21 protein-coding genes are annotated in these 22,812 nt (G+C 65.6%); 14 read left to right on the forward strand and 7 right to left on the reverse strand.

Annotated elements, in window-relative coordinates:
• Positions 1–15 precede the first annotated feature (15 nt).
• The 5 genes from GY40_RS22285 to GY40_RS22305 form a co-directional block, all read right to left on the reverse strand.
• Positions 16–855, reverse strand: coding sequence for a transporter substrate-binding domain-containing protein (locus tag GY40_RS22285; RefSeq protein ID WP_038367169.1), 840 nt, complete (start codon positions 853–855; stop codon positions 16–18).
• 449 nt (positions 856–1,304) lie between these two features.
• On the reverse strand, positions 1,305–2,333 hold the full coding sequence (locus GY40_RS22290; protein WP_081925608.1) for a DUF1254 domain-containing protein: 1,029 nt from the start codon (positions 2,331–2,333) through the stop codon (positions 1,305–1,307).
• Positions 2,334–2,360: 27 nt separating this feature from the next.
• Positions 2,361–3,191 (reverse strand): acid phosphatase, encoded by an 831-nt coding sequence (locus GY40_RS22295; protein WP_038367304.1) that lies wholly within the window; start codon positions 3,189–3,191, stop codon positions 2,361–2,363.
• A gap of 47 nt (positions 3,192–3,238) precedes the next feature.
• Entirely contained in the window at positions 3,239–4,153 is a 915-nt protein-coding gene (locus tag GY40_RS22300; RefSeq protein ID WP_133565785.1) for an outer membrane protein, read from the reverse strand.
• 135 nt (positions 4,154–4,288) lie between these two features.
• Positions 4,289–5,116 carry a hypothetical protein gene (locus GY40_RS22305; RefSeq protein WP_038367171.1) on the reverse strand — a complete coding sequence of 276 codons (828 nt, stop codon included), beginning with the start codon at positions 5,114–5,116 and terminating at the stop codon, positions 4,289–4,291.
• A gap of 377 nt (positions 5,117–5,493) precedes the next feature.
• On the opposite strand from GY40_RS22305, the gene GY40_RS22310 reads away from it, so the two are divergent.
• The 14 genes from GY40_RS22310 to mmsB all read left to right on the forward strand — a co-directional run bounded on the left by GY40_RS22310 (position 5,494) and on the right by mmsB (position 20,743).
• Positions 5,494–6,492, forward strand: coding sequence for a helix-turn-helix transcriptional regulator (locus GY40_RS22310; protein ID WP_081925612.1), 999 nt, complete (start codon positions 5,494–5,496; stop codon positions 6,490–6,492).
• 147 nt (positions 6,493–6,639) lie between these two features.
• Positions 6,640–7,314 carry an RraA family protein gene (locus GY40_RS22315; protein ID WP_038367173.1) on the forward strand — a complete coding sequence of 225 codons (675 nt, stop codon included), beginning with the start codon at positions 6,640–6,642 and terminating at the stop codon, positions 7,312–7,314.
• A gap of 214 nt (positions 7,315–7,528) precedes the next feature.
• A complete protein-coding gene (gene ytfQ / locus GY40_RS22320) occupies positions 7,529–8,491 on the forward strand; it encodes a galactofuranose ABC transporter, galactofuranose-binding protein YtfQ (protein ID WP_038367175.1) in 963 nt (320 codons plus the stop codon).
• 127 nt (positions 8,492–8,618) lie between these two features.
• Positions 8,619–10,136 carry a sugar ABC transporter ATP-binding protein gene (locus GY40_RS22325; RefSeq protein ID WP_038367177.1) on the forward strand — a complete coding sequence of 506 codons (1,518 nt, stop codon included), beginning with the start codon at positions 8,619–8,621 and terminating at the stop codon, positions 10,134–10,136.
• Positions 10,137–10,144: 8 nt separating this feature from the next.
• Positions 10,145–11,128 (forward strand): ABC transporter permease, encoded by a 984-nt coding sequence (locus GY40_RS22330; RefSeq protein WP_038367312.1) that lies wholly within the window; start codon positions 10,145–10,147, stop codon positions 11,126–11,128.
• Positions 11,125–12,102 (forward strand): galactofuranose ABC transporter, permease protein YjfF, encoded by a 978-nt coding sequence (yjfF, locus tag GY40_RS22335; RefSeq protein WP_038367180.1) that lies wholly within the window; start codon positions 11,125–11,127, stop codon positions 12,100–12,102. The genes GY40_RS22330 and yjfF overlap by 4 nt, the downstream gene beginning before the upstream one ends.
• Entirely contained in the window at positions 12,099–12,821 is a 723-nt protein-coding gene (locus GY40_RS22340; protein WP_038367182.1) for a FadR/GntR family transcriptional regulator, read from the forward strand. The genes yjfF and GY40_RS22340 overlap by 4 nt, the downstream gene beginning before the upstream one ends.
• A 68-nt stretch (positions 12,822–12,889) precedes the next feature.
• The gene (locus tag GY40_RS22345) at positions 12,890–13,822 is read left to right on the forward strand and encodes a dihydrodipicolinate synthase family protein (protein ID WP_038367185.1); all 933 of its coding nucleotides are present in this window, start codon (positions 12,890–12,892) and stop codon (positions 13,820–13,822) included.
• Positions 13,823–13,824: 2 nt separating this feature from the next.
• On the forward strand, positions 13,825–14,751 hold the full coding sequence (locus GY40_RS22350; RefSeq protein ID WP_038367314.1) for a Gfo/Idh/MocA family protein: 927 nt from the start codon (positions 13,825–13,827) through the stop codon (positions 14,749–14,751).
• Complete coding sequence (locus GY40_RS22355) at positions 14,745–15,842, forward strand: aldose epimerase family protein (protein ID WP_038367188.1); 1,098 nt, start codon at positions 14,745–14,747, stop codon at positions 15,840–15,842. Before GY40_RS22350 ends, GY40_RS22355 begins: the two co-directional genes overlap by 7 nt.
• On the forward strand, positions 15,839–16,762 hold the full coding sequence (locus tag GY40_RS22360) for an SMP-30/gluconolactonase/LRE family protein (protein ID WP_038367190.1): 924 nt from the start codon (positions 15,839–15,841) through the stop codon (positions 16,760–16,762). Before GY40_RS22355 ends, GY40_RS22360 begins: the two co-directional genes overlap by 4 nt.
• Before the next feature lie 105 nt (positions 16,763–16,867).
• Positions 16,868–17,938, forward strand: coding sequence for a multiple monosaccharide ABC transporter substrate-binding protein (gene chvE, locus GY40_RS22365; protein ID WP_038367193.1), 1,071 nt, complete (start codon positions 16,868–16,870; stop codon positions 17,936–17,938).
• 61 nt (positions 17,939–17,999) lie between these two features.
• Entirely contained in the window at positions 18,000–19,535 is a 1,536-nt protein-coding gene (gene mmsA, locus GY40_RS22370) for a multiple monosaccharide ABC transporter ATP-binding protein (protein ID WP_038367195.1), read from the forward strand.
• A gap of 23 nt (positions 19,536–19,558) precedes the next feature.
• Complete coding sequence (gene mmsB, locus GY40_RS22375) at positions 19,559–20,743, forward strand: multiple monosaccharide ABC transporter permease (protein WP_038367315.1); 1,185 nt, start codon at positions 19,559–19,561, stop codon at positions 20,741–20,743.
• A 117-nt stretch (positions 20,744–20,860) separates the two neighbouring features.
• Here mmsB and GY40_RS22380 read toward each other — a convergent pair whose 3' ends face one another.
• Both GY40_RS22380 and GY40_RS22385 read right to left on the reverse strand, forming a co-directional pair.
• The gene (locus tag GY40_RS22380; RefSeq protein WP_038367197.1) at positions 20,861–22,375 is read right to left on the reverse strand and encodes a tripartite tricarboxylate transporter permease; all 1,515 of its coding nucleotides are present in this window, start codon (positions 22,373–22,375) and stop codon (positions 20,861–20,863) included.
• Complete coding sequence (locus GY40_RS22385) at positions 22,375–22,797, reverse strand: tripartite tricarboxylate transporter TctB family protein (RefSeq protein ID WP_038367199.1); 423 nt, start codon at positions 22,795–22,797, stop codon at positions 22,375–22,377. Before GY40_RS22385 ends, GY40_RS22380 begins: the two co-directional genes overlap by 1 nt.
• Between the last annotated feature and the right edge of the window lie 15 nt (positions 22,798–22,812).

Raw genomic sequence — 22,812 nt, forward strand, 5'->3', positions numbered from 1 at the left:
TCGGGGCGTTGCGCCTCAGTTCACCTTGCGGACGTCGCCGTCAGCGAGGTTCCAGCGCTTCAGGATGTCGTCATAGGCGCCGGTGCTCATGGCCGCCTTGACCGCCGCCGCGACCGCGTCCTGCGTGGCGCTGTCGCCCTTGCGGATGACGATGCCGTTGCGGTTGCGCTCGGTGTTGGGCCCCTTGCCGCTCAGCACGGGGCTGGCCTCGACGAAGTCCTTCGGGCGCTGCTGGATCAGATAGGCCGCGACGGGCCAATCGACATAGGCCACGTTGACCGTGCCCTTGGCGACTTCGTTCAGCGCCTCGCTCTGGTTGCTGAAGACCTTGAGCGTCATCGGCTTGCCGGCCGGGCAATCGCCCTTGACCTTGTCGAGCGCCGCCATCTGCGTGGAGCCCGCGACGATGCTCGCGGCATGGCCGCAAACGTCGCTCTCGGTCTGGAACTTCAGGCCGCTGTCCTTCTGCGTGACGAGACGCAGGCCACCGACGAAGACGGGAACGAAATCGAACATCTCCTTGCGTGGCTCGGTGATGCCGATCTGCGAGGCGATGACGTCGAACTTCCTGGCGATCAGTCCGGGAAACAGCCCCTGGAAGGTGACGTTCACGATCCTGGTCTTGAGGCACATCTTCTCGGCGACCGCCGCGATGAATTCTGGATCGAAGCCCGAGGGCTTGTCATCGTTCATGAAGCCCATTGGCGGAGCCGTCAGCGAGGTCCCGACCGTGAGGTAGCCGGCCTCAACGAGATTGGGTGGGGCAGACAGGCATTCAGCCTGGGACGGCGTGGCAGCGAGACCAAGAGCGGTGCCGCCGATGGCGAGGATCGCCTTCAAAATTGTCGAGCGCATCACGAAATATCCCCTCCGCTTATGTCATGGTCGATTGCTGACAATCGACCATGACATAATGCGCCGGCTGCATGCCTTGTCAACCCGGCGAACGGGACCGGCAGATCGCTGCGCCAAAGGCCGATGATGCCGTAGTGGCGGTCGAGGGCCCTCCGCGCGGTTGGAATCGCCGATGGCCTGTGTTCGGGCAGCGCAGACCCACAGCGTGACGGAACAGCGATTTCCGTCTGAAGCTCGGTGGTGGCTGCGGAAATTCTCTCGCGGGTCGGCCGTGCAGAGACCGGGACTAGCATCTGTCGGACCGGCTTCAGGCCAAGAAGTCGGTGGCCGGTCCCGTCATCCGCATCTCTGTGTCCCAAACGACGACATGCGGATCGAAATCCCGGCTGGCAAGCCTCGGTGGGTGATGACCGCTGCTTGCCGGGCCGAGCGAAGGAGGTTGATGCCCTCTACGATGCAGGCTGCGCCACCGGCAGCTTCCATGTGCCGTTCAGGTACGCGGCACGGGGTCGGTAGAGCCGGAATGTGTAGTTCCACCCCTCCGTGATCGGCAGACAGTTCGCGATCTTGCCGTCGCAGCCGCCGAACTGGATGTCGATCGCGCCGTCAGCGCTCTTCGTGCCCGTGATGCTGTTGACCGAATAGGCATCGTAATCGTTCTTCTGGAAGAAGCCCTTGTCGTTATAGACGCTGATCGACCAGAACGCGTCGACGGGAACATCCTTGAGCCTGAGCTTGTAGACCGTCTTGCCGTCGTTTCTGGCCGGGGTCACCGAGGGGTAGGATGCGTCCCTGTCGGGGTTGCCGCCCCAGCCGGACGCGGTGCCGAGCAGGTGCTTGACCGGGTCGACCTTGCCCTTCGGGCCGAAAGCGTTGCTGAAGTCGCCTGATGCAGCGGAGAGCGTTTCCAGCGCCTCGCGGATCTTCTTCTGCTGAGCTAGGTCCCAATTCGGGGCCTCGAACTTGCCGGCCGACTTCTGCTGCACCTTCAGCGCATCCTGCAATGCGTGAACCTGCGCGAGGTCCTTGCTGTCGTTGGGATCGACAAGGATGCGAACCGCAACGAACACGTAGCGGGTGCCGACCTTGTCCCGGGTGAGCGTCGTGCGGCCCGGCTTGTAGACCACCATCGGGGTGTAGTGATCTTCGCTGATGACCTGCATCGAGACGAAGCGCTTGCCGGCGTCTGGAAGGGTGATGGTCACCGGACCGGCGTCGAGATCGAAGATCGCCTGGGAATAGAGCGTATCCCGGTTCATCCGGACCACGGGCTGCTTGTCGATCGGCGTCGGCGCCCTGTTGTGGACGAACTTGCCGAGAGCGCCTGCATCGACCGTTTTGGCCATATAGAAATCGGACTCGGCTCGCTTGAAGTTGTCGACATTGACCGCAACCGGCTGGGCGAACGCCACGCACGGCGCGAGAACGAGGAAACTTAGGCTTGAGAGCAGCGTCATGCGCATCGAACGGTACCTCATTGGTGTCTTTGATCCATGTGCTCGTCGTTACTGCGCCGACAGCGCAGCCGCTTCCGCGGCGCATTCGGATACCGGGAGCGGTCGCTTCGCCTTCGCCGCCTTCACTTCTGCCTTCGCGGCCTTGAGATCGGCGAGGAAGGCCGGGTCGGTTTGCAGTCGTGCAACGGTCGCCGCGCCCATGATCCGGCCTGCATCGACATCGCTCTGCCAATGCGCGTCGCAGATCACGCGGCTCTGCCCGAACTCGATGCCACGCTTGAGCAGCGCATCCGCGTGCTCGGGGCTGATTTGCGCGAGGACGAGGGCCCAGCCCCAGCCGGCAGCCGTGTGCCCCGACGGATAGGAGCCGTCATTCCGCAGAATGGCCTCCTGATCCGCCCGGCAGGTCGCTTCGTTGTGAACCACGAAGGGGCGGACCCGGTTGTATTTGTTCTTCACGCCATAGGTGGAGAGGCCGAAATCCGAGAGCACCTTCTGCATCATCGCGGAGAGGCGCGGCGTCTGCCGGCTGTCGATCTTCACGCCCAGCGCGCAGGAGAAATTGTCGGCAGCCTGCGGAAAGGCGAGGTCTGCATCGGTACGGGCGAGGTTCCAGCGCGCGGTGTTTCGCAAGGGAAGCGTCGCCTTTCGCGCTTCCTCGTCCCGGGCGAGCGCAGCCGAGCCTGCTTCGGGAGGCGGGCCGAGCAGGACTAGGCTGTTCGGCAGATCGGATCGCTTCAGATAGCCGGGCGCGATCTTGAAATGTGGGTCGGTGACCTCTGGCCGGGCTTCGCCCGCCTGCGCCAGGGCCTGCCCGCAGAGCGCGACGAGCAGTGCAAGCGTGGTAGCCCCAGCGCTCCGAAGCGCAGTCCCTGTCATCGACATTCCCATCCCTTTCGACATCGCCGAACTCATCAAGGCCCCGGTCAGAATCGGTACGTTGCCGCGACCGCAGGCCCGTGCTGCGTCACGTCGTATGAAAAGCTGCCGCTGCGATAATCGACATGAAGCGCGCGATAGCCGGCTTTCAGCGTCAGGCTCTCGCTCCACGCGTAGTTGACGCTGCCCAATGCCTGCCAGGTCAGGCGCGAGCCGGCGCTGAAGCCGCCGATGTCGCCCGCCACCGTCAGGCTCCACGGACCGTCGAGCTTCACGCCGAGCCGCGCGCCGAGAATCGGGTCGGCCCACATCTGCGATTGACGGTGGTCGATGCGAAGATTGGCGAGGCCGGGCAGGATTTCGAGCTTGGTGTCGAGGTTCCAGAACCGGACGCCAGCCCCCACATCCAGCGCAAGAACGGTGTCTTCATAGACGCGATAGAAGACCGAGCCCTGCAGGGTCGTAGTCTGCGAGCGCAGCTTCAGCGCGGAAAAGAAGGGGCCGGGCAGATTGCCGCCCGTCGTCACCTGCGAGAACTGCCCGTCGACCAGGACGCTCCAGCGCTCGATGCGCATCTCGGCGGACGCCATCATCGCGCCGTTCAACTCCTTGAGCACGTCGCGGAAGCGCAGATTGATATCCGCGGGCGGCAGTGGCGGCAGCGTCGCGCTCCTGCCGTCGATCGCGGTCGCCCAGATGTAGCTGGTAACCGAGAAGCTCGGCGCCGATGCGAGGACAGGCCCTGGTGGCGCGGCGGGCTGCCGGAGATCGGACGCCAAAACGGGTCCACACAACGCAGCCGACAGCCAACCGATGGCAAGATTGCGCGCCGTTGCGCCTGACATTGCTGCTTGTCCCCTGCCTAGCCTGCCTAACGGCATCTGCGCGAGCGCTTCGGCTTGCTGCAGCACGTGATCGCGGCCCGATTGGCCGGCGAATGTCGTCACGAGCATCTCGTGCATGGGCGGTCTGTCCGTCTTGCCATTTCGCGACAATCGCGACCGGTTGTGCTCCCTCCCCATGGGGCGGCGCACCAGATTGCTGAATCGTCAGTTCACCACGGCGCGACAGAACCAGTGTTGCAGCGCCAACTGCGCCTATGTCGGAAACAGGAACGTCAACCCCACACGGGGGCCCCAGCCATGCGGCCCGTTCTTTGGCGCGGCCGCCCAATAGCGCACGCCTGCGGTGAGACTCACCGGCTGCTCGCCAAATTTCATAAGCTTCGAAACCTGGACGTTAATGGGCACCGACCATCGTTCAGCCTTCCAGTCATAGGTGCTCTCGGTATTGAGCGTGAACGTCCAGGCGTCCGATGTTCTGTAGGCGATGAAGGGCTGCAGGTAGGTCACGCTGATGTCGGACCTGTCTCCCCGCCCCGCAACGGACCAGATGTGGTTTGCAAGTGCGCCGATCGTCCATGCCCCTTCCTGCTTCAGAACGACGGCAGTCAGACCCATTCCGAACTTGCCGCCTCCGAGCAGATCGTCGGTCGCCGTCGGCAGCAGGAAGACAGGACCTGCGCCCCAGATGATCCCACCGGCGGTCGGCTGCGTCGGGGAAATGAAAAAGCTCTGGGTGATGTCTCCTAGACCGGATTGGTAGCCGGAGGGCCCTGCTATGTCGTGCTGCCAGATGACGGGGACGATGGTCCGGGAAATGATGTTCCAGTCCGCGTTCAACGAGAACGGGATGACCGGTTGGATGTCGAGCGTTTTCCGGTCGCCACGGTTCGGTCCGAAGCCTCGGTCGTAGTTGAATTGGAACGGCACGCTGATGAGCGACGACACGGGATTGCTGAGTTTTTTAGCCAGCTCAGCATTTGCATCCTGCGCCAGTGCAGCACCGGTACCAGTCAAGTCGATGCCCTGCCCAAGGAGTGTGAAGGCCGAGAGCACAGCCAGTTGGTCAATTCTCGACAGCATTCAAAAACTCCTCAATCTGCAATCTCAGAGGCCATCCGCAGATGGTCGAGCAATTCAATGGTGATCACGAGGTGGGATCTGGAGGTTTGCGGTGACGCTCACTTGACGAATTAGAACTAAAACGTACGAAAGCCCGGGATTTCCGAATAAGAAGGCCGCATTGCCGAATCTCCGTGAGGCGAAAATTTCCAGCAGTGGACGCTCCATGCGACGGATCATCTTCAGCTCAGCCGACATGCTCTATTTTGAATACTTGGTGCATATGCGGGTTGTCGGTCTTGCCATTTCACGCCACCCGCAAATGGCTATTCTGCACTCCTCAGGCGATTCAGGGGCCTGCCTGAGGACGTGCAGATCCTGTGATGACGGTGGACCTGATGGCTGACATCCCGTTGACGCGCGGCCAGTTTCTGCTGCCCTTCGTCAGCATCCTGGACGATATCGGCGCGCCGACGGAAACTCTCCTGGAGAGGTCGCGGCTGCCATCGTCCCTGGCCGAGAAGAGCGAGCTCTACCTGCCGCTCCTGCCGGCCTTGCGCTTCGTCGAGACCGCCCAGAGAAGCCAGGGTATCGAGGATTTCGGCTTCCTCGCAGCCCGGCGCCTGCAATTCTCGCATATGCGGGAAAAGACGCGGGCCTTCATCGCGCATTCACCGACGCTGCTCGTCGCGCTCCGGCACGCCTGCCGCGAGGCGTCAGGCGAAGACACCATCCTGAGCATGTGGATCGAGCATGACACGGATCACGTGCGGGTCTGCAGCAGGCTCACCGGGCCATGGCCCCTGCAGCTGAAACACGCGCAGTGGATCCAGAACATCTTCTCGGTCTACATCGTCCGGCAATTCGCAGGGTCCGACTGGATGCCGGCGGCGATCGGCTTTGAGTCGTCTTATGGGCCAAGCCCTGCGACGCTATCCTGCTGGCCGAACGTGCGGTTTTTATCGGGCCAGCATGCCGCTTGGATCAGAGTACCGACCATGCTGCTCGGCCTCCCAAACCGTTCGGCCGCCTCGTTTGCGCCGCCACCCGACAATGAGGACGGCCCGTCCGCCTACAATATCGTCGATCTTCTCAAGCTGATGCTTCCGGCCTATCTCGACGAGGGAACAACCGCTCTTGCCGACGTCGCCGAGATCGCGGGTATCAGCATCCGGACGCTTCAGCGCAGGCTCGCCCATCTCGGCCTCTCCTATTCGGACCTCCTCGACACCGTCAGATACGAAAATGCGAGCAAGCTGCTGCGCGACACCGATTGCAGGATCATCGACGTCGCTTTTTCCTCCGGTTACACGGATCCGGCGCATTTCAGCCGCGCCTTCAGGAGGATGACCGGTGTCACACCGCGTCAGTTTCGCGAGCAGTCGCGGCTCGGCTGAAGGTGGGTGAATGCGGCTTTCGGGAAAAGCCGATACGAAAACAATGGTGCGCAGCATCGGGCTGAATACGATATTCAGGTCGATGCTGTGGCGCTTTGCCGGCCCCTTCGGGCTCTCATCCATTTTCTCCCGCCAGACGAGGTCGATATGATCGGTTTCCGCATCCTGAAGCGTGAGCGTGCCGTGAGCGCCGAGGTCGTCGCGCGTTTCCGTTCGCTGCCCGTGGCCAATGTCAGCGATTCGATGTCGCGCATGACGGCGGGTGGGCCGCGGCTGCGCCCGATGCACAAGGGCGGGATGCTGGCCGGGCCGGCGCTCACCGTGAAGACGCGCCCGGGCGACAATCTGATGATCCACCGGGCGATCGACCTGGCGGCGCCGGGCGACGTCGTCGTGGTCGATGGCGGCGGCGATCTCACCAACGCCCTGATCGGCGAGCTGATGGCGGCCTATGCGCAGACGCGCGGCATTGCCGGCATGGTGCTCTACGGCGCGATCCGCGATGCGGGCTGGATCGCCGCCCATGACTTCCCGGTCTACGCCGCCGGAATCACCCATCGCGGCCCCTATCGGGACGGCCCCGGCGAGATCAACGTGCCGATCGCGCTCGACGGCATGGTGATCGAACCCGGCGATCTGGTCATCGGCGACGAGGACGGTCTGCTCTGCGTGCCTTACGACGAAACGGAGACGGTCTTCGCCGCCGCGCAGGCCAAGCAGCAGGTCGAGCAGAAGCAGAGGCGCGCGATCGAGGAGCGCCGCTACGATCGGAGCTGGGTCGAGGAGACGTTGAAGCGCCTCGGCTGCGAGACACAAGGCTGATCCCGGCGCGCGGCCTTCACCGCCGATCCGGCCGGAATGGCCCGCGCTGGCCCGCGAGGCCGCGCTCGAGCCGGATCTGCCGACGTCGCTTCCCGGCCCGCGCGATCATCATCCAATAGTCAAACAATATGACTATTCCTCCACCTCCGCGCCTGTGCCATAAGGAGGAACAACAAGCCGTATCAAGCGGCGTGGCTCACCAAGGAGGATCATGATGAAGCTCAAGGGCATTTTGATCGCGTCTGCGATTGCGGGCGCCATGTCGGCCAATGCGCAGGCCAGGGACCTGACCGTCGGCTTCTCGCAGATCGGCTCGGAATCGGGCTGGCGCGCAGCTGAAACCACGGTTTCCAAATCGGAGGCCAAGCGGCGCAACGTCACCCTCAAGATCGCCGACGCCCAGCAGAAGCAGGAGAACCAGATCAAGGCGATCCGGTCCTTCATCGCCCAGGGCGTCGATGCCGTGTTCCTCGCCCCGGTGGTGTCGACAGGCTGGGACAGCGTGCTGAAGGAGGCCAAGGAGGCCAAGATTCCGGTTGTTCTGCTTGATCGCGACATCGATCCCGCCGGCAAGGACCTCTATCTCACCGCCGTCACCTCCGACAGCGTGCATGAGGGCAAGGTCGCCGGCGATTGGCTGGTGAAGACCGTCGGATCCAAGCCCTGCAACGTCGTCGAACTCCAGGGCACGGTCGGCGCCAGCGTCGCGACGAACCGCAAGAAGGGCTTCGAGAACGGCATCGCCGGTCAGGCCAACATCAAGCTCGTCCGCAGTCAGACCGGTGACTTCACCCGTGCCAAGGGCAAGGAGGTGATGGAGAGCTTCATCAAGGCTGAAGGCGGCGGCAAGTCGATCTGCGCCGTCTACGCGCACAATGACGACATGATGGTCGGTGCCATTCAGGCGATGAAGGAAGCCGGCCTGAAGCCCGGCAAGGACATCCTGACCGTCTCGATCGACGCCGTGCCGGACATCTTCAAGGCGATGGCGGCGGGCGAGGCCAACGCCACGGTCGAGCTGACGCCGAACATGGCCGGGCCCGCCCTCGACGCGCTCGTCGCCTACAAGGCCAAGGGCACTGTGCCGCCGAAATGGATCCAGACGGAATCGAAGCTTTACACGGCTTCCGACAATCCCAAGGCGATCTACGACAGCAAGAAGGGTCTCGGCTACTGAGCCGAAGTAGCGGCGCGCCGGTCTCGAGCCGGCGCGTCGTCATCCCCTTCTGCCTCGGCGCTTGCGGCTTTCAGCGTGGCATGCACCGGCGGAAAGCGGCCGTCCTCCCGTTGCGCAAAGCCGTTTCATGGACCAGCCTCAAGCATCTCCTCTCCTGACCGCCACCGGCTTCTGCAAGTCCTTCGCCGGCTTTGTCGCGCTCGACCATGTCGATTTCACCCTGCATGCGGGCGAGATTCATGCCTTGCTGGGCGAGAACGGGGCAGGCAAATCCACGCTGATCAAGACGATGACCGGCGTCGTGCAGCGCGATGCGGGCAGCCTGACGCTGAACGGCGAGGAGATCGCGCCCCATTCGGCGAAGGAGGCCGCGAAGGCGGGCATCGCCACCGTCTATCAGGAGGTCAATCTCGCGCCCAACCTCTCGGTTGCCCAGAACCTCTTCCTGGGGCGCCAGCCGACCCGTCTCGGCTTCGTCCGCGAAGGTGAGATGCGGCGGCGCGCGCGGGCGCTGGTGGCCGAGTTCGGCCTCGATGTCGACGTGTCGCTCCCGCTCGAGCGCTATTCGGTCGCGGTCCAGCATATCGTCGCGATCGCGCGGGCGGTAGACCTCTCGGCGCGCGTGCTGATCCTCGACGAGCCGACCGCGAGTCTCGACGCCCATGAGGTCGAGGTGCTGTTCGCCGTCATGCGCCAGCTCCGGGCGCGCGGCATCGGCATCGTCTTCGTCACCCATTTCCTCGACCAGGTCTATGCGGTCTGCGACCGGATCACGGTGTTGCGCAATGGCCGGCTGGCTGGAACGGCTGCCGTCGCCGACATGCCGCGCATGGACCTCGTCACCATGATGCTCGGACACGAGCTCAGCGAGGCAACTCATGTTCGCCCGCCCCATCGCGAAGGCGGGGAGACCCTTGCGATCTTCTCCGGCTTCGGCAAGGCCGGCTATGTCGAGCCGTTCGACCTCACCTTGCAGAAGGGCCGCGTCGTCGGGCTGGCTGGCCTGCTCGGCTCCGGCCGCACCGAGACGGCCCGCCTCGTCTTCGGTGCCGAGCGCGCCGATCATGGCTCGGCGACCGTCGCCGGCCGCGAGGCCAAGCTCGCGAGCCCGGGCGAGGCGCTGCGGCTGGGCTTCGGTTACTGCCCGGAGGAGCGCAAGACCGAGGGCATCGTCGCCGAACTGAGCGTGCGCGAGAACATCGTCCTGGCGCTGCAGGCCCGGCGCGGCGTGCTGAAGCCGCTGTCGCGCCGCGAGCAGGATGCGATCGCGCGCCGCTTCATCGAATTGCTCGACATCCGCCCGCCCGACCCTGAACGTCCGATCGGCCTGTTGTCGGGCGGCAACCAGCAGAAGGCCCTGCTCGCCCGCTGGCTCGCGACGGAGCCACGCCTGCTGATCCTCGACGAGCCGACGCGCGGCATCGATGTCGGCGCCCATGCCGAGATCATCCAGCTCATCCGCAAGCTCTGTGCCGAGGGCATGGCGCTATTGATCGTCTCCTCGGAACTCGAGGAGATCGTGACCTATGCCGATGAGGTGATCGTGCTGCGTGACCGGGCCCATGTCGCGCGCCTGACGGGCGACGCGCTCAGCGTCTCCGGCATCCTGGGCGCGATCGCCGCCGACGCATCGCAGGCAGCCTGATGAGCGCCATGCCCTTTCGCTTGCCCCGTATCGGCACGTCGCAGGTCGCGGCGCTGCTGGCCATCCTTGCCATGAACTGGCTGGTCTCGCCGCAATTCTTCGAGATCCGCCTGCAGGATGGCCGGCTGTTCGGGAGCCTGATCGACGTGCTGAATCGCGGCGCGCCGGTGGCGCTCCTGTCGCTCGGCATGGTCCTGGTCGTCGCCATGCGCGGCATCGATCTCTCGGTCGGGGCCGTGATGGCCATCGCGGGGGCCATCGCAGCCAGCCTCGCGGACAGCCATTCGCTGCCTGTGGTGCTGGCCGCGGCCCTGGGAGCCGGCCTTCTGTGCGGGCTGTGGAACGGCATCCTCGTGGCGGTGTTCGGCATCCAGCCCATCGTCGCGACGCTGATCCTGATGGTGGCGGGGCGCGGCATCGCCCAGTTGATCACCGAGGGGCGCATCGTCACCTTCACCTCGCCGTCGCTCGCCTGGTTCGGCGGCGGCTCGGTGCTGGGCCTGCCGCCGCCCGTGGTCCTGACTCTGGCGATGCTGGTGCTGACGCTCGTCATCGTGCGCGGCACCGCGCTCGGGCTGCTGATCGAAGCAACCGGCGCGAATGCCAAGGCGAGCGCTCTGGCGGGCGTCGGCACGCGATTGATCACCATCGCGACCTATGTCTGGTGCGGCCTCTGCGCCGCGCTGGCCGGCGTCGTCGCCGCGGCCGACATCCTCGGCGCCGACGCCAACAATGCCGGGCTCTGGCTCGAGCTCGACGCCATCCTCGCGGTCGTGATCGGTGGCACCTCGCTGCTTGGCGGCCGCTTCAGCCTGGTGCTGGCGGTGGTCGGCGCGTTGATCATCCAGGCGATGAACACCGGCATCCTGCTGTCGGGCTTCCCGCCGGAGACGAACCTGATCGTCAAGGCGATGGTTGTGCTTGCCGTGCTGCTGGCGCAGTCGCCGCGGCTGTCGGGCCTGGCCACGTTTCTGCGCGGGAAAAGCCGATGATCCGCTTCATGCCGCTCGCCGCCACCACGGTCGTCTTCCTCCTCGGCTTCCTCGCCTGCGCGATCGCCTTTCCGAATTTCGCCTCGCTCCGGGTGGTGATGGACCTCCTGACCGACAATGCCTTTCTCGGCATCGTCGCGGTCGGCATGACCTTCGTGATCATCTCGGGCGGGATCGATCTTTCGGTCGGCGCGGTGATCGGCTTCACGACCGTGTTCCTGGCCCTGGCGATCGAGCGTGCCGGCATCCCGCCTGTGGCGGCCTTCGCGCTGATCCTCGTCATCTGCGCGCTGTATGGCGCCCTGATGGGGGCTGCGATCCAGTATTTCGAGCTGCCGGCTTTCATCGTGACCCTGGCGGGCATGTTCCTGGCACGCGGCGCGAGCTTCCTGCTCTCGACCGAGTCGATCCCGATCAACGCGCCGCTCTATGCCGATCTCGCGGACAACGCCTTGCGCCTGGGTGGGGGAGCGCGCCTCACCGTTCCGGCGATGATCATGCTGGCGGTGGTGCTCGGGGGCGCGGCGCTGCTGCATTTCACGCGCTTCGGCGCCAATGTCTACGCGCTGGGCGGCAGCCGCGGCTCGGCGGCGCTGATGGGCATCGATGTCGGCCGCACCACGGTCGCGATCTACACGCTCTCCAGCGTTCTCGCCGGTGTCGCCGGCATCGTCTTCTCGCTCTACACCTCGAGTGGCTATTCGCTCTCGGCGGTCGGGGTCGAGCTCGACGCGATCGCGGCGGCGGTGATTGGCGGCACGCTCCTGTCGGGCGGCTACGGTTTCGTCTTCGGCACCTTCGTCGGAGTGCTGATCCAGGGCCTGATCCAGACCTACATCACCTTCGACGGCACGCTTTCGAGCTGGTGGGCGAAGATCGCGACCGGCCTCCTGCTGTTCGCCTTCATCGCGTTCCAGCAGGCGACGCTCCATGTGGCGCGGCGCCGGCGCCCTGCCGGAGTCACCTCGCCATGAACCCGCTCCTCGTCATTCCCGCCAGGCGCGGGCATTCCAACCATGCCGAGGTGGCGCGCACCATCGGCATCGACATCATCGCCGGGCGCTACCCGGAAGGGACCAAGATCCCCGGCGATGCCGAGCTGATCCTGCGCTTCCGCGTTTCGCGCCCGGTCCTGCGTGAGAGCGTCAAGACGCTGGTTGCCAAGGGGCTGCTCAGCACCAAGGCCAGGATCGGCACGGTGGTGCGCGAGCGCGCCGCCTGGAACATGTTCGACGCCGATGTGCTGGCCTGGCATCTCGACGGCGGCATCGACAAGCGCTTCCTGCGCGACCTCGCCGATATCCGTCTGGCGGTGGAGCCGCGCGCCGCCGCGCTCGCCGCCGAGCGTCGGACCGAGGCCGACCTCGCGCTGATGGCCGCTGCCATCGACAGGATGCGGATCGAATCGGCACGGGAGGCGCCCGGCTTCGCCGAGGCGGATCTGAGCCTGCACCTGCTCGTCGCCAATGCCTCCGGCAATCCGTTCATGCGCTCCATCGGCGCGGTCGTCGAGGCGGCCTTGCGGGCGTCCTTCCTTTTGAGCGCGCCGGTCGACGAGAGCGAGTACGAGATTTCCGTAGCGGCACATGGGCGCATCGTCGAGGCGATCGCCGCCCGCGACGCCGATGCGGCCGCCGCGGCGATGACCGGCGTGATCTTCGACGGATTGCGCCGTCACGGCGCAGCCGAATGAATACGCAGACAGCACGACCCGCACGCCCCGGCTTTGCCGGTCCGCGCGACAACCCATGAAGGTGACAGATGCCGAAGCTTTCCGCCGCGCAGACCTACAAAGGCGTCTTTCCGGTCGCTCCCACCGTGTTCGACGCTGAAGGGCGGCTTGATCTCGAAGGCCAGAAGCGCGCCGTCGACTTCATGATCGATGCCGGCTCGCACGGGTTGTGCATCCTCGCCAATTTCTCGGAGCAGTTCGTGCTCACCGATGAGGAGCGCGAGCGGGTGATGGTCACCGTTCTCGAGCATGTCGCCGGCCGCGTCCCGGTGATCGTCACCACCACGCATTTTTCCAGCTTCGTCTGCGCCGAGCGCTCGCGCCGCGCGCAGGATCTGGGCGCGGCGATGGTCATGGTCATGCCGCCCTATCATGGCGCGACCTTCCGCGTGCCCGAAGCCTCGATCTACGATTTCTACCGCCACGTCTCCGATGCGATTTCGATCCCGATCATGGTGCAGGATGCCCCGGTGGCCGGAACGCCGCTATCGGTTCCTTTCCTCGCCCGCATGGCCAAGGAGATCGAAAACCTCGCCTATTTCAAGGTCGAGGTGCCCCAGGCCGCCGCCAAACTGCGCGCGCTGATCGAGGCGGGCGGCGCCGCGATCGAGGGGCCGTGGGACGGCGAGGAGGCGATCACGCTGATGGCCGATCTCGACGCCGGCGCGACCGGAGCGATGACGGGCGGAGGCTATCCCGACGGCATCCGCCAGATCACCGACCCCTATTTCGCAGGCCGCCGCGACGAGGCGATCGACGCCTATCAGCGCTGGCTGCCGCTGATCAACTACGAGAACCGCCAATGCGGGCTCGCCGCCTGCAAGGCGCTGATGAAGGAGGGCGGCGTCATCGCGCACGAGACGCTGCGCGCGCCGCTGCCGGCGATGCATCCCGCCACCCGCGCCGGGCTGATCGAGATCGCCCGGCGGCTCGATCCGGTCGTGCTGCGTTGGGGGCGCTGAGCGTGCGCCCGATCCGCCTCGCCATCGTGGGCCTCGGCAAGATCGCCCGCGACCAGCATCTGCCGGCGATCGCGGCGACGCCGGGCATCGCGCTCGCCGCCATCGCCAGCCGGAATGCCACGCTCGACGGCGTCGCCCATTTCGACACGCTGGAAGCGCTCCTGGCCGAGGCTCCCGAGATCGAGGCGGTGGCGCTGTGCACGCCACCGCAGGGCCGCCGCGCCCAGGCGGCGCTGGCGCTCGCAGCCGGCAAACATGTGTTGCTGGAAAAGCCGCCCGGCGCGACGGTGAGCGAGATCGCGCCGCTGGTCGACGCCGCCAGGGAGGCCGGGCTGACCCTGTTCGCCACCTGGCATTCGCGCTTTGCGCCGGCCGTCGAGCCCGCCCGCGATTTTCTGGCCGTCCATGAGCCGCATGCCGTCGAGATCGCCTGGAAGGAGGATGTCCGCGTCTGGCATCCCGGCCAGGACTGGATCTTCGAGCCCGGCGGGCTCGGCGTCTTCGACCCCGGCATCAACGCCTTGTCGATCCTGACGCGCATCCTGCCGCGCCCGCTGTTCCTCACGGGAGCGACGCTCGCCTTCCCGGAGAACCGCGCGGCCCCGATCGCGGCTGAGCTGGATTTCACGGATGCGGCCGGCCTGCCCATCCACGCCGTCTTCGACTTCCTCCAGACCGGCCCGCAGAGCTGGGACATCGCGATCGACAGCGCGGGCGGCCGGCTGCTGCTCTCCTCGGGCGGTGCGCGGCTGACGCGTGACGGCGCGGTGCTGGTCGATGAGAAGGAAGCCGAATATGCCGGCATCTACCGGCATTTCGTCGATTTGATCGGGCGCGGCGCCTGCGACGTCGATCTTGCCCCGCTCGGCCATGTCGCAGACGCCTTCATGCTGGGGCGCCGGACCAAGGCGGCACCGTTCTCATGGTGAAACCGACGCCCGCCATCACGCGAGACGGCTTCGGCACGCTTGCCGACGGGCGCGCGGTCGAACGCGTGAGGCTGCGTGGTGCCGGCGGTTTCGAGGCCCGGATCATCACCTATGGCGCGGCGCTGCAGGCGCTCCTCGTGCCCGACGCGAAGGGCGCGCTCGCCGACATCGTGCTCGGCCATGACGATGCCGCCGGCTATGAAGCGCGGCGGGATTTCTACGGTGCCACGATCGGGCGCTTCGCCAACCGCATCGCGGGGGCCGCCTTCACGCTCGACGGTGAGTGTATCGCGCTGCCGGCCAATGACGGCGCGAACACGCTTCATGGCGGTCCGGGCGGCTTCGACCGGGTGCTGTGGTCGGTCGAAGCGATCGAGGAGAGCGACACTCCGGCCGTCACGCTTCGTCATGTGAGCCCCGATGGGGAGAACGGTTTTCCCGGCTCGCTCGACGTGCGTGTGAGCTTTCGCCTGTCGGCCCCCGGTGAGCTGACGATCAGCTATGAAGCCGTGACCGACCATCCAACCGTGGTCAGCCTGACCAATCACAGCTTCTTCAATCTCGATGGCGTCGCTGCGGGCGGGGACATCCTCGACCATGTCCTGACCCTGGCCGCCGACAGCTTCCTGCCGACGAACGCCGAGGCGATCCCGCTGCCGGGGCCACCGCGTCCGGTCGCGGGAACGCCCTTCGACTTCAGATCGGGCGCGGCGGTCGGCGCGCGCATCCGCGAGGACGACGCCCAGTTGCGCGCCGGGCGCGGCTACGACCATAATTTCTGCCTCGGCATATCGGCGCAGCCGCGCCTCGCCGCCCGTGTCGAGGCAACGTCTTCGGGGCGGGTCATGGAACTGCTGACGAACCAGCCGGGGTTGCAGTTCTATTCGGGCAACTTCCTCGATGGCGCCGCGCCGGGAAAATACGGGCGCCTGCACCGCCAGTCCGATGCGTTCTGCCTGGAGCCGCAGGCCTGGCCGGACGCGCCCAATCGCCGCGACTTTCCCTCGGCGCGGCTCGATCCGGGCGAGACCTATCGCCACGTCTCGATCTATCGTTTCTCCACCACCCGCGACGGAGGCATGCGCGCATGACCATGCTTCACACACCGCCTTCGCAGATGACCGCGCCGGAGACGGTTTCGGTCTCGGTGCTCTGCATGGAGCGCTGCCATCTTGGCGAAGGCCCGAGCTACGATGCCGGGAGCGACACGGCCTGGTGGTTCGACATCCTCGAGCGCCGTCTGTTCGAGGCGCATCTGGAAACCGGTCGCATCACGATCCACGATCTGCCGGTCATGGCCAGCGCGCTGGCGCGGATCGATGCCGGGCGCCAGATGCTCGCGGCCGAGGACGGGCTCTATCTGCGCGAGATCGCGAGCGGAAAGCTGAGCCGGGTCGCCGAGCTCGTCGGCAAGGACGGCCCCATCCGTTCCAATGATGCGCGCGTCCATCACAGCGGCGCCTTCTGGGTCAGCACGATGGGCCGCGGTGCGCAAGCGGGCGCCGGTGCGATCCATGCGTTCCGTGACGGGAAGCTGTCGCTGCTCTTCAGCGGCCTGACCATTCCCAACGCCATCTGCTTCTCGCCGGATGGCGGCACCGGCTATTTCGCCGACACCCGCGAGAACACGCTCTATCGTGTCGCGCTCGACCCTGCGACCGGCCTCCCGGTCGAGGCGCCCGCGATCCTGCACAAGCGGGAGGCCGCCGGCGGCCTCGACGGCGCCGTCACCGACGCGCAGGGCCTGATCTGGTGCGCGATCTGGGGCGGTGGCTGCGTCGACGTCTATTCGCCGCGCGGGGACCGGTTGCGCAGCATCGCGATGCCGGCGCGCCAGCCGAGCTGCCCGGTTTTCGTCGGGCCGCGCTTCGACCGCCTGCTGGTCACCTCGGCCCATGAGAACATGAATGCGGATGCCCGCGCCGCCGACCCCGACCACGGGCGGACCTTTCTGGCCGAGGTCGGGGCCATCGGACGTGCGGAGCCGAGTTTGCGCTGGGGAGGATCCTGACCGCGTCAGACGCAGCCAGCCCGCCCCGAACGATCAGCGGCCGACCCGCCGCCAAGAAACCGGTCCGCGAATGCGGCCGACCCTTTCACAACCCGGGAGTCCAGTATGAAACGCCTGACGACACTTCTCTCCGCTCTGACGCTCGCGGCCTTCGCCATGGGCCAGCCGCATTCCGCCGCCGCGCAGAGCAAGCCGACGGTCGGCATCGCGATGCCGACGAAATCCTCCGCGCGCTGGATCGCCGACGGCGACAACATCGTGAAGGTGCTCAAGGAGCGCGGCTACGACACCGATCTGCAATATGCTGAGGACGACGTCCCCAACCAGCTCTCGCAGATCGAGAACATGATCACCAAGGGCGCCAAGGTCCTGGTGATCGCGGCGATCGACGGCTCGACCCTGTCCGATGTGCTGGCCCAGGCCAAGGCGCAGGGCATCAAGGTCGTGGCCTATGACCGGCTGATCAGGGGCACGCCGAACGTCGACTACTACGCGACCTTCGACAATTTCCAGGTCGGCGTGCTGCAGGCCCAATCCGTGCTGAAAGGGCTCGGTCTGCCTGAAGCCAAGGGCCCGTTCAACATCGAGCTCTTCGGCGGCTCGCCCGACGACAACAACGCCTTTTTCTTCTACGATGGTGCCATGTCGGTGCTGAAGCCGCTGATCGACGAGAAGAAGCTCGTCGTCGCCAGCGGCCAGATGGGCATGGACAAGGTCTCGACGCTGCGCTGGGACGGCGCCACCGCCCAGGCCCGCATGGACAACCTGCTGAGCGCCTTCTACGCGAACAAGAAGCTCGATGCCGTGCTGTCGCCCTATGACGGCATTTCGATCGGCATCCTCTCCTCGGTGAAGGGCGTCGGCTACGGGTCGGGCGGGCAGAAGATGCCGGTCGTTTCCGGCCAGGATGCCGAGGTGCCTTCGGTGAAGTCGATCATCGCCGGCGAGCAATATGCCTCGATCTTCAAGGACACCCGCGAACTCGCCCGCGTCACCGCCGACATGGTCGATGCGATGCTGTCGGGCAAGGAGGTCAAGGTCAACGACACCAAGACCTACAACAACGGCGTCAAGGTCGTGCCGTCCTATCTGCTGACGCCCGTGGTGGTCGACAAGTCGAACTGGGAGCCGGTCCTGATCGGCTCCGGCTACTACAAGGCCTCGCAGGTCAAGTGACGCCTGAGGCCCGGCTTCGCTGCCGGGCCTCATCCACCGGCCCGAAGGCGGGAGAACCACCATGAGCCCTGTGCTGGAAATGCGCGGCATCTCCAAATCCTTCACCGGTGTGAAGGCGCTGAACGATGTGTCCTTCACCGTCGAACCCGGGGAGATCCATGCCCTCGTCGGCGAGAACGGCGCGGGCAAGTCGACGCTGATGAAGGTGCTGAGCGGCGTCTATCCGCACGGCTCCTATGACGGCTCGATCCTGTTCGAGGGGGAGGAGCGGCGCTTCCGCGACATCAATGAATCGGAAGCGCTCGGCATCATCATCATCCATCAGGAACTGGCGCTGATCCCGCTGATGACGATCGCCGAGAACATCTATCTCGCCGATCCCCCGACCCGGATGGGGATGATCGACCGCAGCGCCGTCTATCGCGGGACGCAGGCGCTGCTGGCCAGGGTCGGGCTCGATGAGGCGCCCGATACGCGCATCGCCGATCTCGGCATCGGCAAGCAGCAGCTCGTCGAGATCGCCAAGGCGCTGGCCAAGAACCTGCGCGTGCTGATCCTCGACGAGCCGACGGCGAGCCTCAACGAGCGCGACAGCGAGGCGCTGCTCGACCTGCTGCTCGAATTCAAGGCCCAGGGCATCGCCTCCGTGCTGATCTCGCACAAGCTCAACGAGGTGTCCCGCGTCGCCGACCGGATCACCGTGCTGCGCGACGGCCGCTGCGTCGACACGCTCGACTGCCACGCCGGCCCTGTCGAGGAGGATCGCATCATCCGCGCCATGGTGGATCGCGATCTGGCGCATCGCTACCCGCAGCGCGAGCCGAAGATCGGCGAGACGGTGCTGGAGATCGAGGACTGGTCCGTGTTCCATCCGCTCGATACCCACCGCAAGGTCGTCCGGAACGTGAACTTCCATGTCCGGCGCGGTGAGATCGTCGGCATCGCCGGGTTGATGGGGGCCGGGCGCACCGAATTCGCGATGAGCGTCTTCGGCGGCTCCTATGGCCGCAAGGCCTCCGGCACGGCGCGGCTGGAAGGCCGGCCGATCGAGCTCTCCGACGTGCCCGGAGCGATCGCAGCCGGTCTCGCCTATGTGACGGAGGATCGCAAGGAGCTCGGCCTGATCCTGGCGGAGGACATCCGCAAGAACATCACGCTGACCAACCTGCCCGAGGTCGCGCATTCGGGCGTGGTCGACGACATGGCCGAGCTGAAGGTCGCCAATGCCTATCGCAGCCGCATGCGGATCCGCTGCGCCAGCGTCTATCAGGAGGCCGGCCAGCTCTCGGGCGGCAACCAGCAGAAGATCGTTCTGTCGAAATGGCTCTTCACCGATCCCAAGGTGCTCTTCCTTGACGAGCCGACGCGCGGCATCGACGTCGGCGCCAAATATGAAATCTACTGCATCATCAACGAACTCGCCGACGCCGGGCGCGGCGTCGTGGTGATCTCGTCGGAGATGCCGGAGCTTCTGGGCATCTGCGACCGCATCTGCGTGATGAACGAGGGCGCCTTCGTCGGCGAGTTCCCAGCCGCCGAGGCGACACAGGAAAAGATCATGCGCGCCATCATGCGCAACCGGGAGGCAAGAGCGTGAGCACCGACGTCCAGAACGACGGCATCGTCAAACCCGCCGCGGTCCGCGTCGAAACCGCCAGGCCCAAGGGCGGAAACCTGCGCGAATACGGCATGCTGATGTCGCTCGTCGCGATCATGCTGTTCTTCCAGGTCGTGACCGGCGGCAAGCTGCTGCTGCCGCTCAACCTGACCAACCTGATCCTGCAGAACAGCTTCATCGTCGTCATGGCGCTGGGCATGCTGCTGGTCATCGTCACCGGCCATATCGATCTCTCGGTCGGCTCGGTCGCCGGCGCGGTCGGCGCGGTCGCCGCCGTCCTGATGGTGCAATACGGCATGCATTTCGTCCCGGCGACGCTGATCTGCCTGGCGCTGGGCGGGTTGATCGGGGCCGCGCAGGGCTACTGGGTCGCCTATTTCAAGATACCGTCCTTCATCGTCACGCTGGCCGGAATGCTCGTCTTCAAGGGGCTGGCGCTGGCGATCCTGCAGGGCCAGTCGGTGGGGCCGTTCCCGGCCGAGTTCCAGAAGCTCTCCTCCGGTTTCATCGTCGATCTGTTCGACAAGATTCAGGGCCTGCAGCCGACCTCGATGCTGCTGGGCGTGGCGCTGGCCCTGCTGCTCGTCGTCATCAACCTGAAGAGCCGCAGGCGCCAGCAGGACCACGACATTCCCGTCGAGCCCTGGAGCTTCTTCATCGCCAAGACCGCGATCTTCGCGGGGATCGTCCTTTATGCCAGCTATCTGCTCGCCTCCTATCGCGGCCTGCCCAATGTTCTCGTCGTGATGGGGGTGCTGATCGCGCTCTACGCCTTCGTCACGACGCGCACGACGATCGGCCGCCAGATCTACGCCGTCGGCGGCAATGCGCGTGCCGCCAAGCTCTCGGGCGTCAGGACCGAGCGGCTGACCTTCCTCGCCTTCGTCAATATGGGCGTGCTGGCGGCGCTGGCAGGGCTCATCTTCGCCGCGCGCCTCAACACCGCGACGCCTAAGGCCGGCCTCGGCTTCGAACTCGACGTCATCGCCGCCTGCTTCATCGGCGGCGCCTCGGCCTATGGCGGCGTGGGCCGCGTCTCGGGCGCCGTGATCGGTGCGTTGATCATGGGCGTGATGAACAACGGCATGTCGATCCTGGGCATCGGCATCGACTATCAGCAGGTCATCAAGGGCCTGGTGCTGCTCGGTGCCGTCTGCCTGGACGTCTACAATCAGAAGCGCGGCTAGAGCATTTTCGAGCGAAACGGATACCGGTTCGCGTGAAGAAAATGCGATAAAACAAAGAGATGGAGCATTTCAGCGTTTCGGAGAAATGCAGAAATGCTCCAGGGTTGGCGGCTCTGGTCAGCCCGACGCGGCGTGCGGATCGGCGGGGGCGAGCGTGGTGCGCCGCCCCTTCAGCGTGGCGTAGATCTGCCAGGCGATGAACAGCCCGAGGATGCTGAGCAGCGTCGCGCTGATCGGGTGTTCGAAGAAGGTCAGGAAACTGCCGCGACTGAGCAGCATGGAGCGCCTGAAATACTCCTCCAGCATCGGCCCGAGGATGAAGCCGAGCATCAGCGGCGCCGGGTCGAGGGACAGCCGCATCATGATGTAGCCGATCAGGCCGAAGGCGGCGGTGGTGTAGATGTCGTGCAGGCTGTTGTTGATGCTGAAGGTGCCGATGCAGCAGAAGAACAGGATCGACGGGAACAGCACGTTGTAAGGAATCTTGAAGACCGAGAGCCAGAAGCGGACCAGCGGCACGTTCAGCAGCAAGAGGAAGCAGTTGCCGATCCACATGCTGGCAACCAGCCCCCAGAACAGGTCCGGATGCTTGGCGATCATGTTCGGGCCGGGCTGGATGCCCTTGATGATGAAGGCGGCCATCATCAGCGCCATCACCGCGTTCTCGGGGATGCCGATGCTCATCAGCGGGATGAAGCTGGTGCGCGCCGCCGCCTCGTCGGCCGCGGCCTGCCCGGCGACGCCCTCGATCGCGCCAGAGCCGATCTCGTCCTTGTATTTGCTGACCTTCTTGTCGAGACCGTAGGCCGCGAACTGGGCTATCGTCGGCCCGCCGCCCGGCAGGATGCCGAGGAAGGAACCGACCACGCTGCCGCGCAGGGCGCTCGGGATGATGCGCTTGAACTCGGGCCAGGTCGGCATCAGCTTGATCTTGCCGTTGAACGGCGTGCGTTCCTCTTTCGCATCGAGGTTCTTGGTGATCTCGGCGATGCCGAAGCAGCCGAGCGCGAGGCTGACCAGGCTGACGCCGTCGACGAGCGAGGGCAGGCCCATGGTGAAGCGCTCGAGGCCGGTCTCCAGATCGGTGCCGACCTGCCCGAGCAGCACGCCGAGCAGGCACATCGCCATCCCGTTCAGCAGGCTGCCGGTGGTGACGAAACTGACGCAGAAGAAGCCGAACAGCATCAGCGCGCAGTAGTCGGTCGGGCCGAATTTCAGGGCGATGGTGCCGAGCGTCGGCGCGAGCGAGGCCAGCACCACGATCGCGACGGTGCCGCCGATGAAGCTCGACACGCCAGCGGTGAACAGGGCGAGCCCCGTCTTGCCCTTGAGCGTCATCTGATAGCCGTCGATGCAGGCCACGATGCTCGAGGCGTGCGGGATCTTCATGGTGATCGCGCTGACGCTGTCGCCATATTGCGCGCCGTAATAGATGCCGGCGAGCATGATCAGCGCGCCGCCGGTCGGGATCGAGTAGGTCAGCGGCAGGAGCAGGCTGATCGTGGCCAGTGGGCCGAGGCCCGGCAGCAGCCCGACCAGCGTGCCGACGACGCAGCCGATGGCGCAGTAGAGCAGGTTCTCGGGCGTCAGCGCATGGCCGAAGCCGAAGGCGAGGTTGTTGAGCACCTCCATCACAGCAACCTCAGATTCAGGCCGAGGAAGCGTTGGAAGATGAAGGCCACGACGATCAGGCCGATGGCGATCTTGAGGTTGCGCACCCAGGAATAGCTGTTGGCGGCGAAGCCGGCGACGAAGACCAGCACGATGATGCCGACGGTCACGTTCACATATTCGGAAGCGATGACGAAGCCGATGAGGCTCGCCATGATCAGCGCGATGTTCCGCGGGCTGAACTGGAGAGGCTCCGGATCGGCGAGGCGCGCCTGCACGATCGTCGCCAGGGCTATGATCAGCAGCGGCGCGCAGATCAGGAGCGGGAAGAGCCCGGGACCGGCATGGGCGAGGGTGCCGATCGGATAGCGCAGCGCGTTCACGGCAAAGAACAACGCGACGGCGGCCAGAAAGACCCCGCGCGCAATCTGTTGATTTGGCATTGTCTCTCCGCGTAT

This window comes from Allobosea sp. UNC402CLCol (assembly GCF_000745475.1).
Lineage (GTDB): Bacteria > Pseudomonadota > Alphaproteobacteria > Rhizobiales > Beijerinckiaceae > Allobosea > Allobosea spartocytisi.

Excerpts from the sequence above, each read along its gene's own strand:
- GY40_RS22290 (WP_081925608.1), bottom strand. The coding sequence starts at position 2,333 with ATGAGGTACCGTTCGATGCGCATGACGCTGCTCTCAAGCCTAAGTTTC.
- GY40_RS22340 (WP_038367182.1), top strand. The coding sequence starts at position 12,099 with ATGAACCCGCTCCTCGTCATTCCCGCCAGGCGCGGGCATTCCAACCAT.
- GY40_RS22325 (WP_038367177.1), top strand. The coding sequence starts at position 8,619 with ATGGACCAGCCTCAAGCATCTCCTCTCCTGACCGCCACCGGCTTCTGC.
- GY40_RS22300 (WP_133565785.1), bottom strand. The coding sequence starts at position 4,153 with ATGCACGAGATGCTCGTGACGACATTCGCCGGCCAATCGGGCCGCGAT.
- GY40_RS22310 (WP_081925612.1), top strand. The coding sequence starts at position 5,494 with ATGGCTGACATCCCGTTGACGCGCGGCCAGTTTCTGCTGCCCTTCGTC.
- GY40_RS22305 (WP_038367171.1), bottom strand. The coding sequence starts at position 5,116 with ATGCTGTCGAGAATTGACCAACTGGCTGTGCTCTCGGCCTTCACACTC.
- ytfQ (WP_038367175.1), top strand. The coding sequence starts at position 7,529 with ATGAAGCTCAAGGGCATTTTGATCGCGTCTGCGATTGCGGGCGCCATG.
- GY40_RS22315 (WP_038367173.1), top strand. The coding sequence starts at position 6,640 with ATGATCGGTTTCCGCATCCTGAAGCGTGAGCGTGCCGTGAGCGCCGAG.
- GY40_RS22360 (WP_038367190.1), top strand. The coding sequence starts at position 15,839 with ATGACCATGCTTCACACACCGCCTTCGCAGATGACCGCGCCGGAGACG.
- GY40_RS22345 (WP_038367185.1), top strand. The coding sequence starts at position 12,890 with ATGCCGAAGCTTTCCGCCGCGCAGACCTACAAAGGCGTCTTTCCGGTC.
- GY40_RS22380 (WP_038367197.1), bottom strand. The coding sequence starts at position 22,375 with ATGGAGGTGCTCAACAACCTCGCCTTCGGCTTCGGCCATGCGCTGACG.
- GY40_RS22295 (WP_038367304.1), bottom strand. The coding sequence starts at position 3,191 with ATGACAGGGACTGCGCTTCGGAGCGCTGGGGCTACCACGCTTGCACTG.
- GY40_RS22385 (WP_038367199.1), bottom strand. The coding sequence starts at position 22,797 with ATGCCAAATCAACAGATTGCGCGCGGGGTCTTTCTGGCCGCCGTCGCG.
- GY40_RS22330 (WP_038367312.1), top strand. The coding sequence starts at position 10,145 with ATGCCCTTTCGCTTGCCCCGTATCGGCACGTCGCAGGTCGCGGCGCTG.
- mmsA (WP_038367195.1), top strand. The coding sequence starts at position 18,000 with ATGAGCCCTGTGCTGGAAATGCGCGGCATCTCCAAATCCTTCACCGGT.
- yjfF (WP_038367180.1), top strand. The coding sequence starts at position 11,125 with ATGATCCGCTTCATGCCGCTCGCCGCCACCACGGTCGTCTTCCTCCTC.
- chvE (WP_038367193.1), top strand. The coding sequence starts at position 16,868 with ATGAAACGCCTGACGACACTTCTCTCCGCTCTGACGCTCGCGGCCTTC.
- GY40_RS22285 (WP_038367169.1), bottom strand. The coding sequence starts at position 855 with ATGCGCTCGACAATTTTGAAGGCGATCCTCGCCATCGGCGGCACCGCT.
- GY40_RS22355 (WP_038367188.1), top strand. The coding sequence starts at position 14,745 with ATGGTGAAACCGACGCCCGCCATCACGCGAGACGGCTTCGGCACGCTT.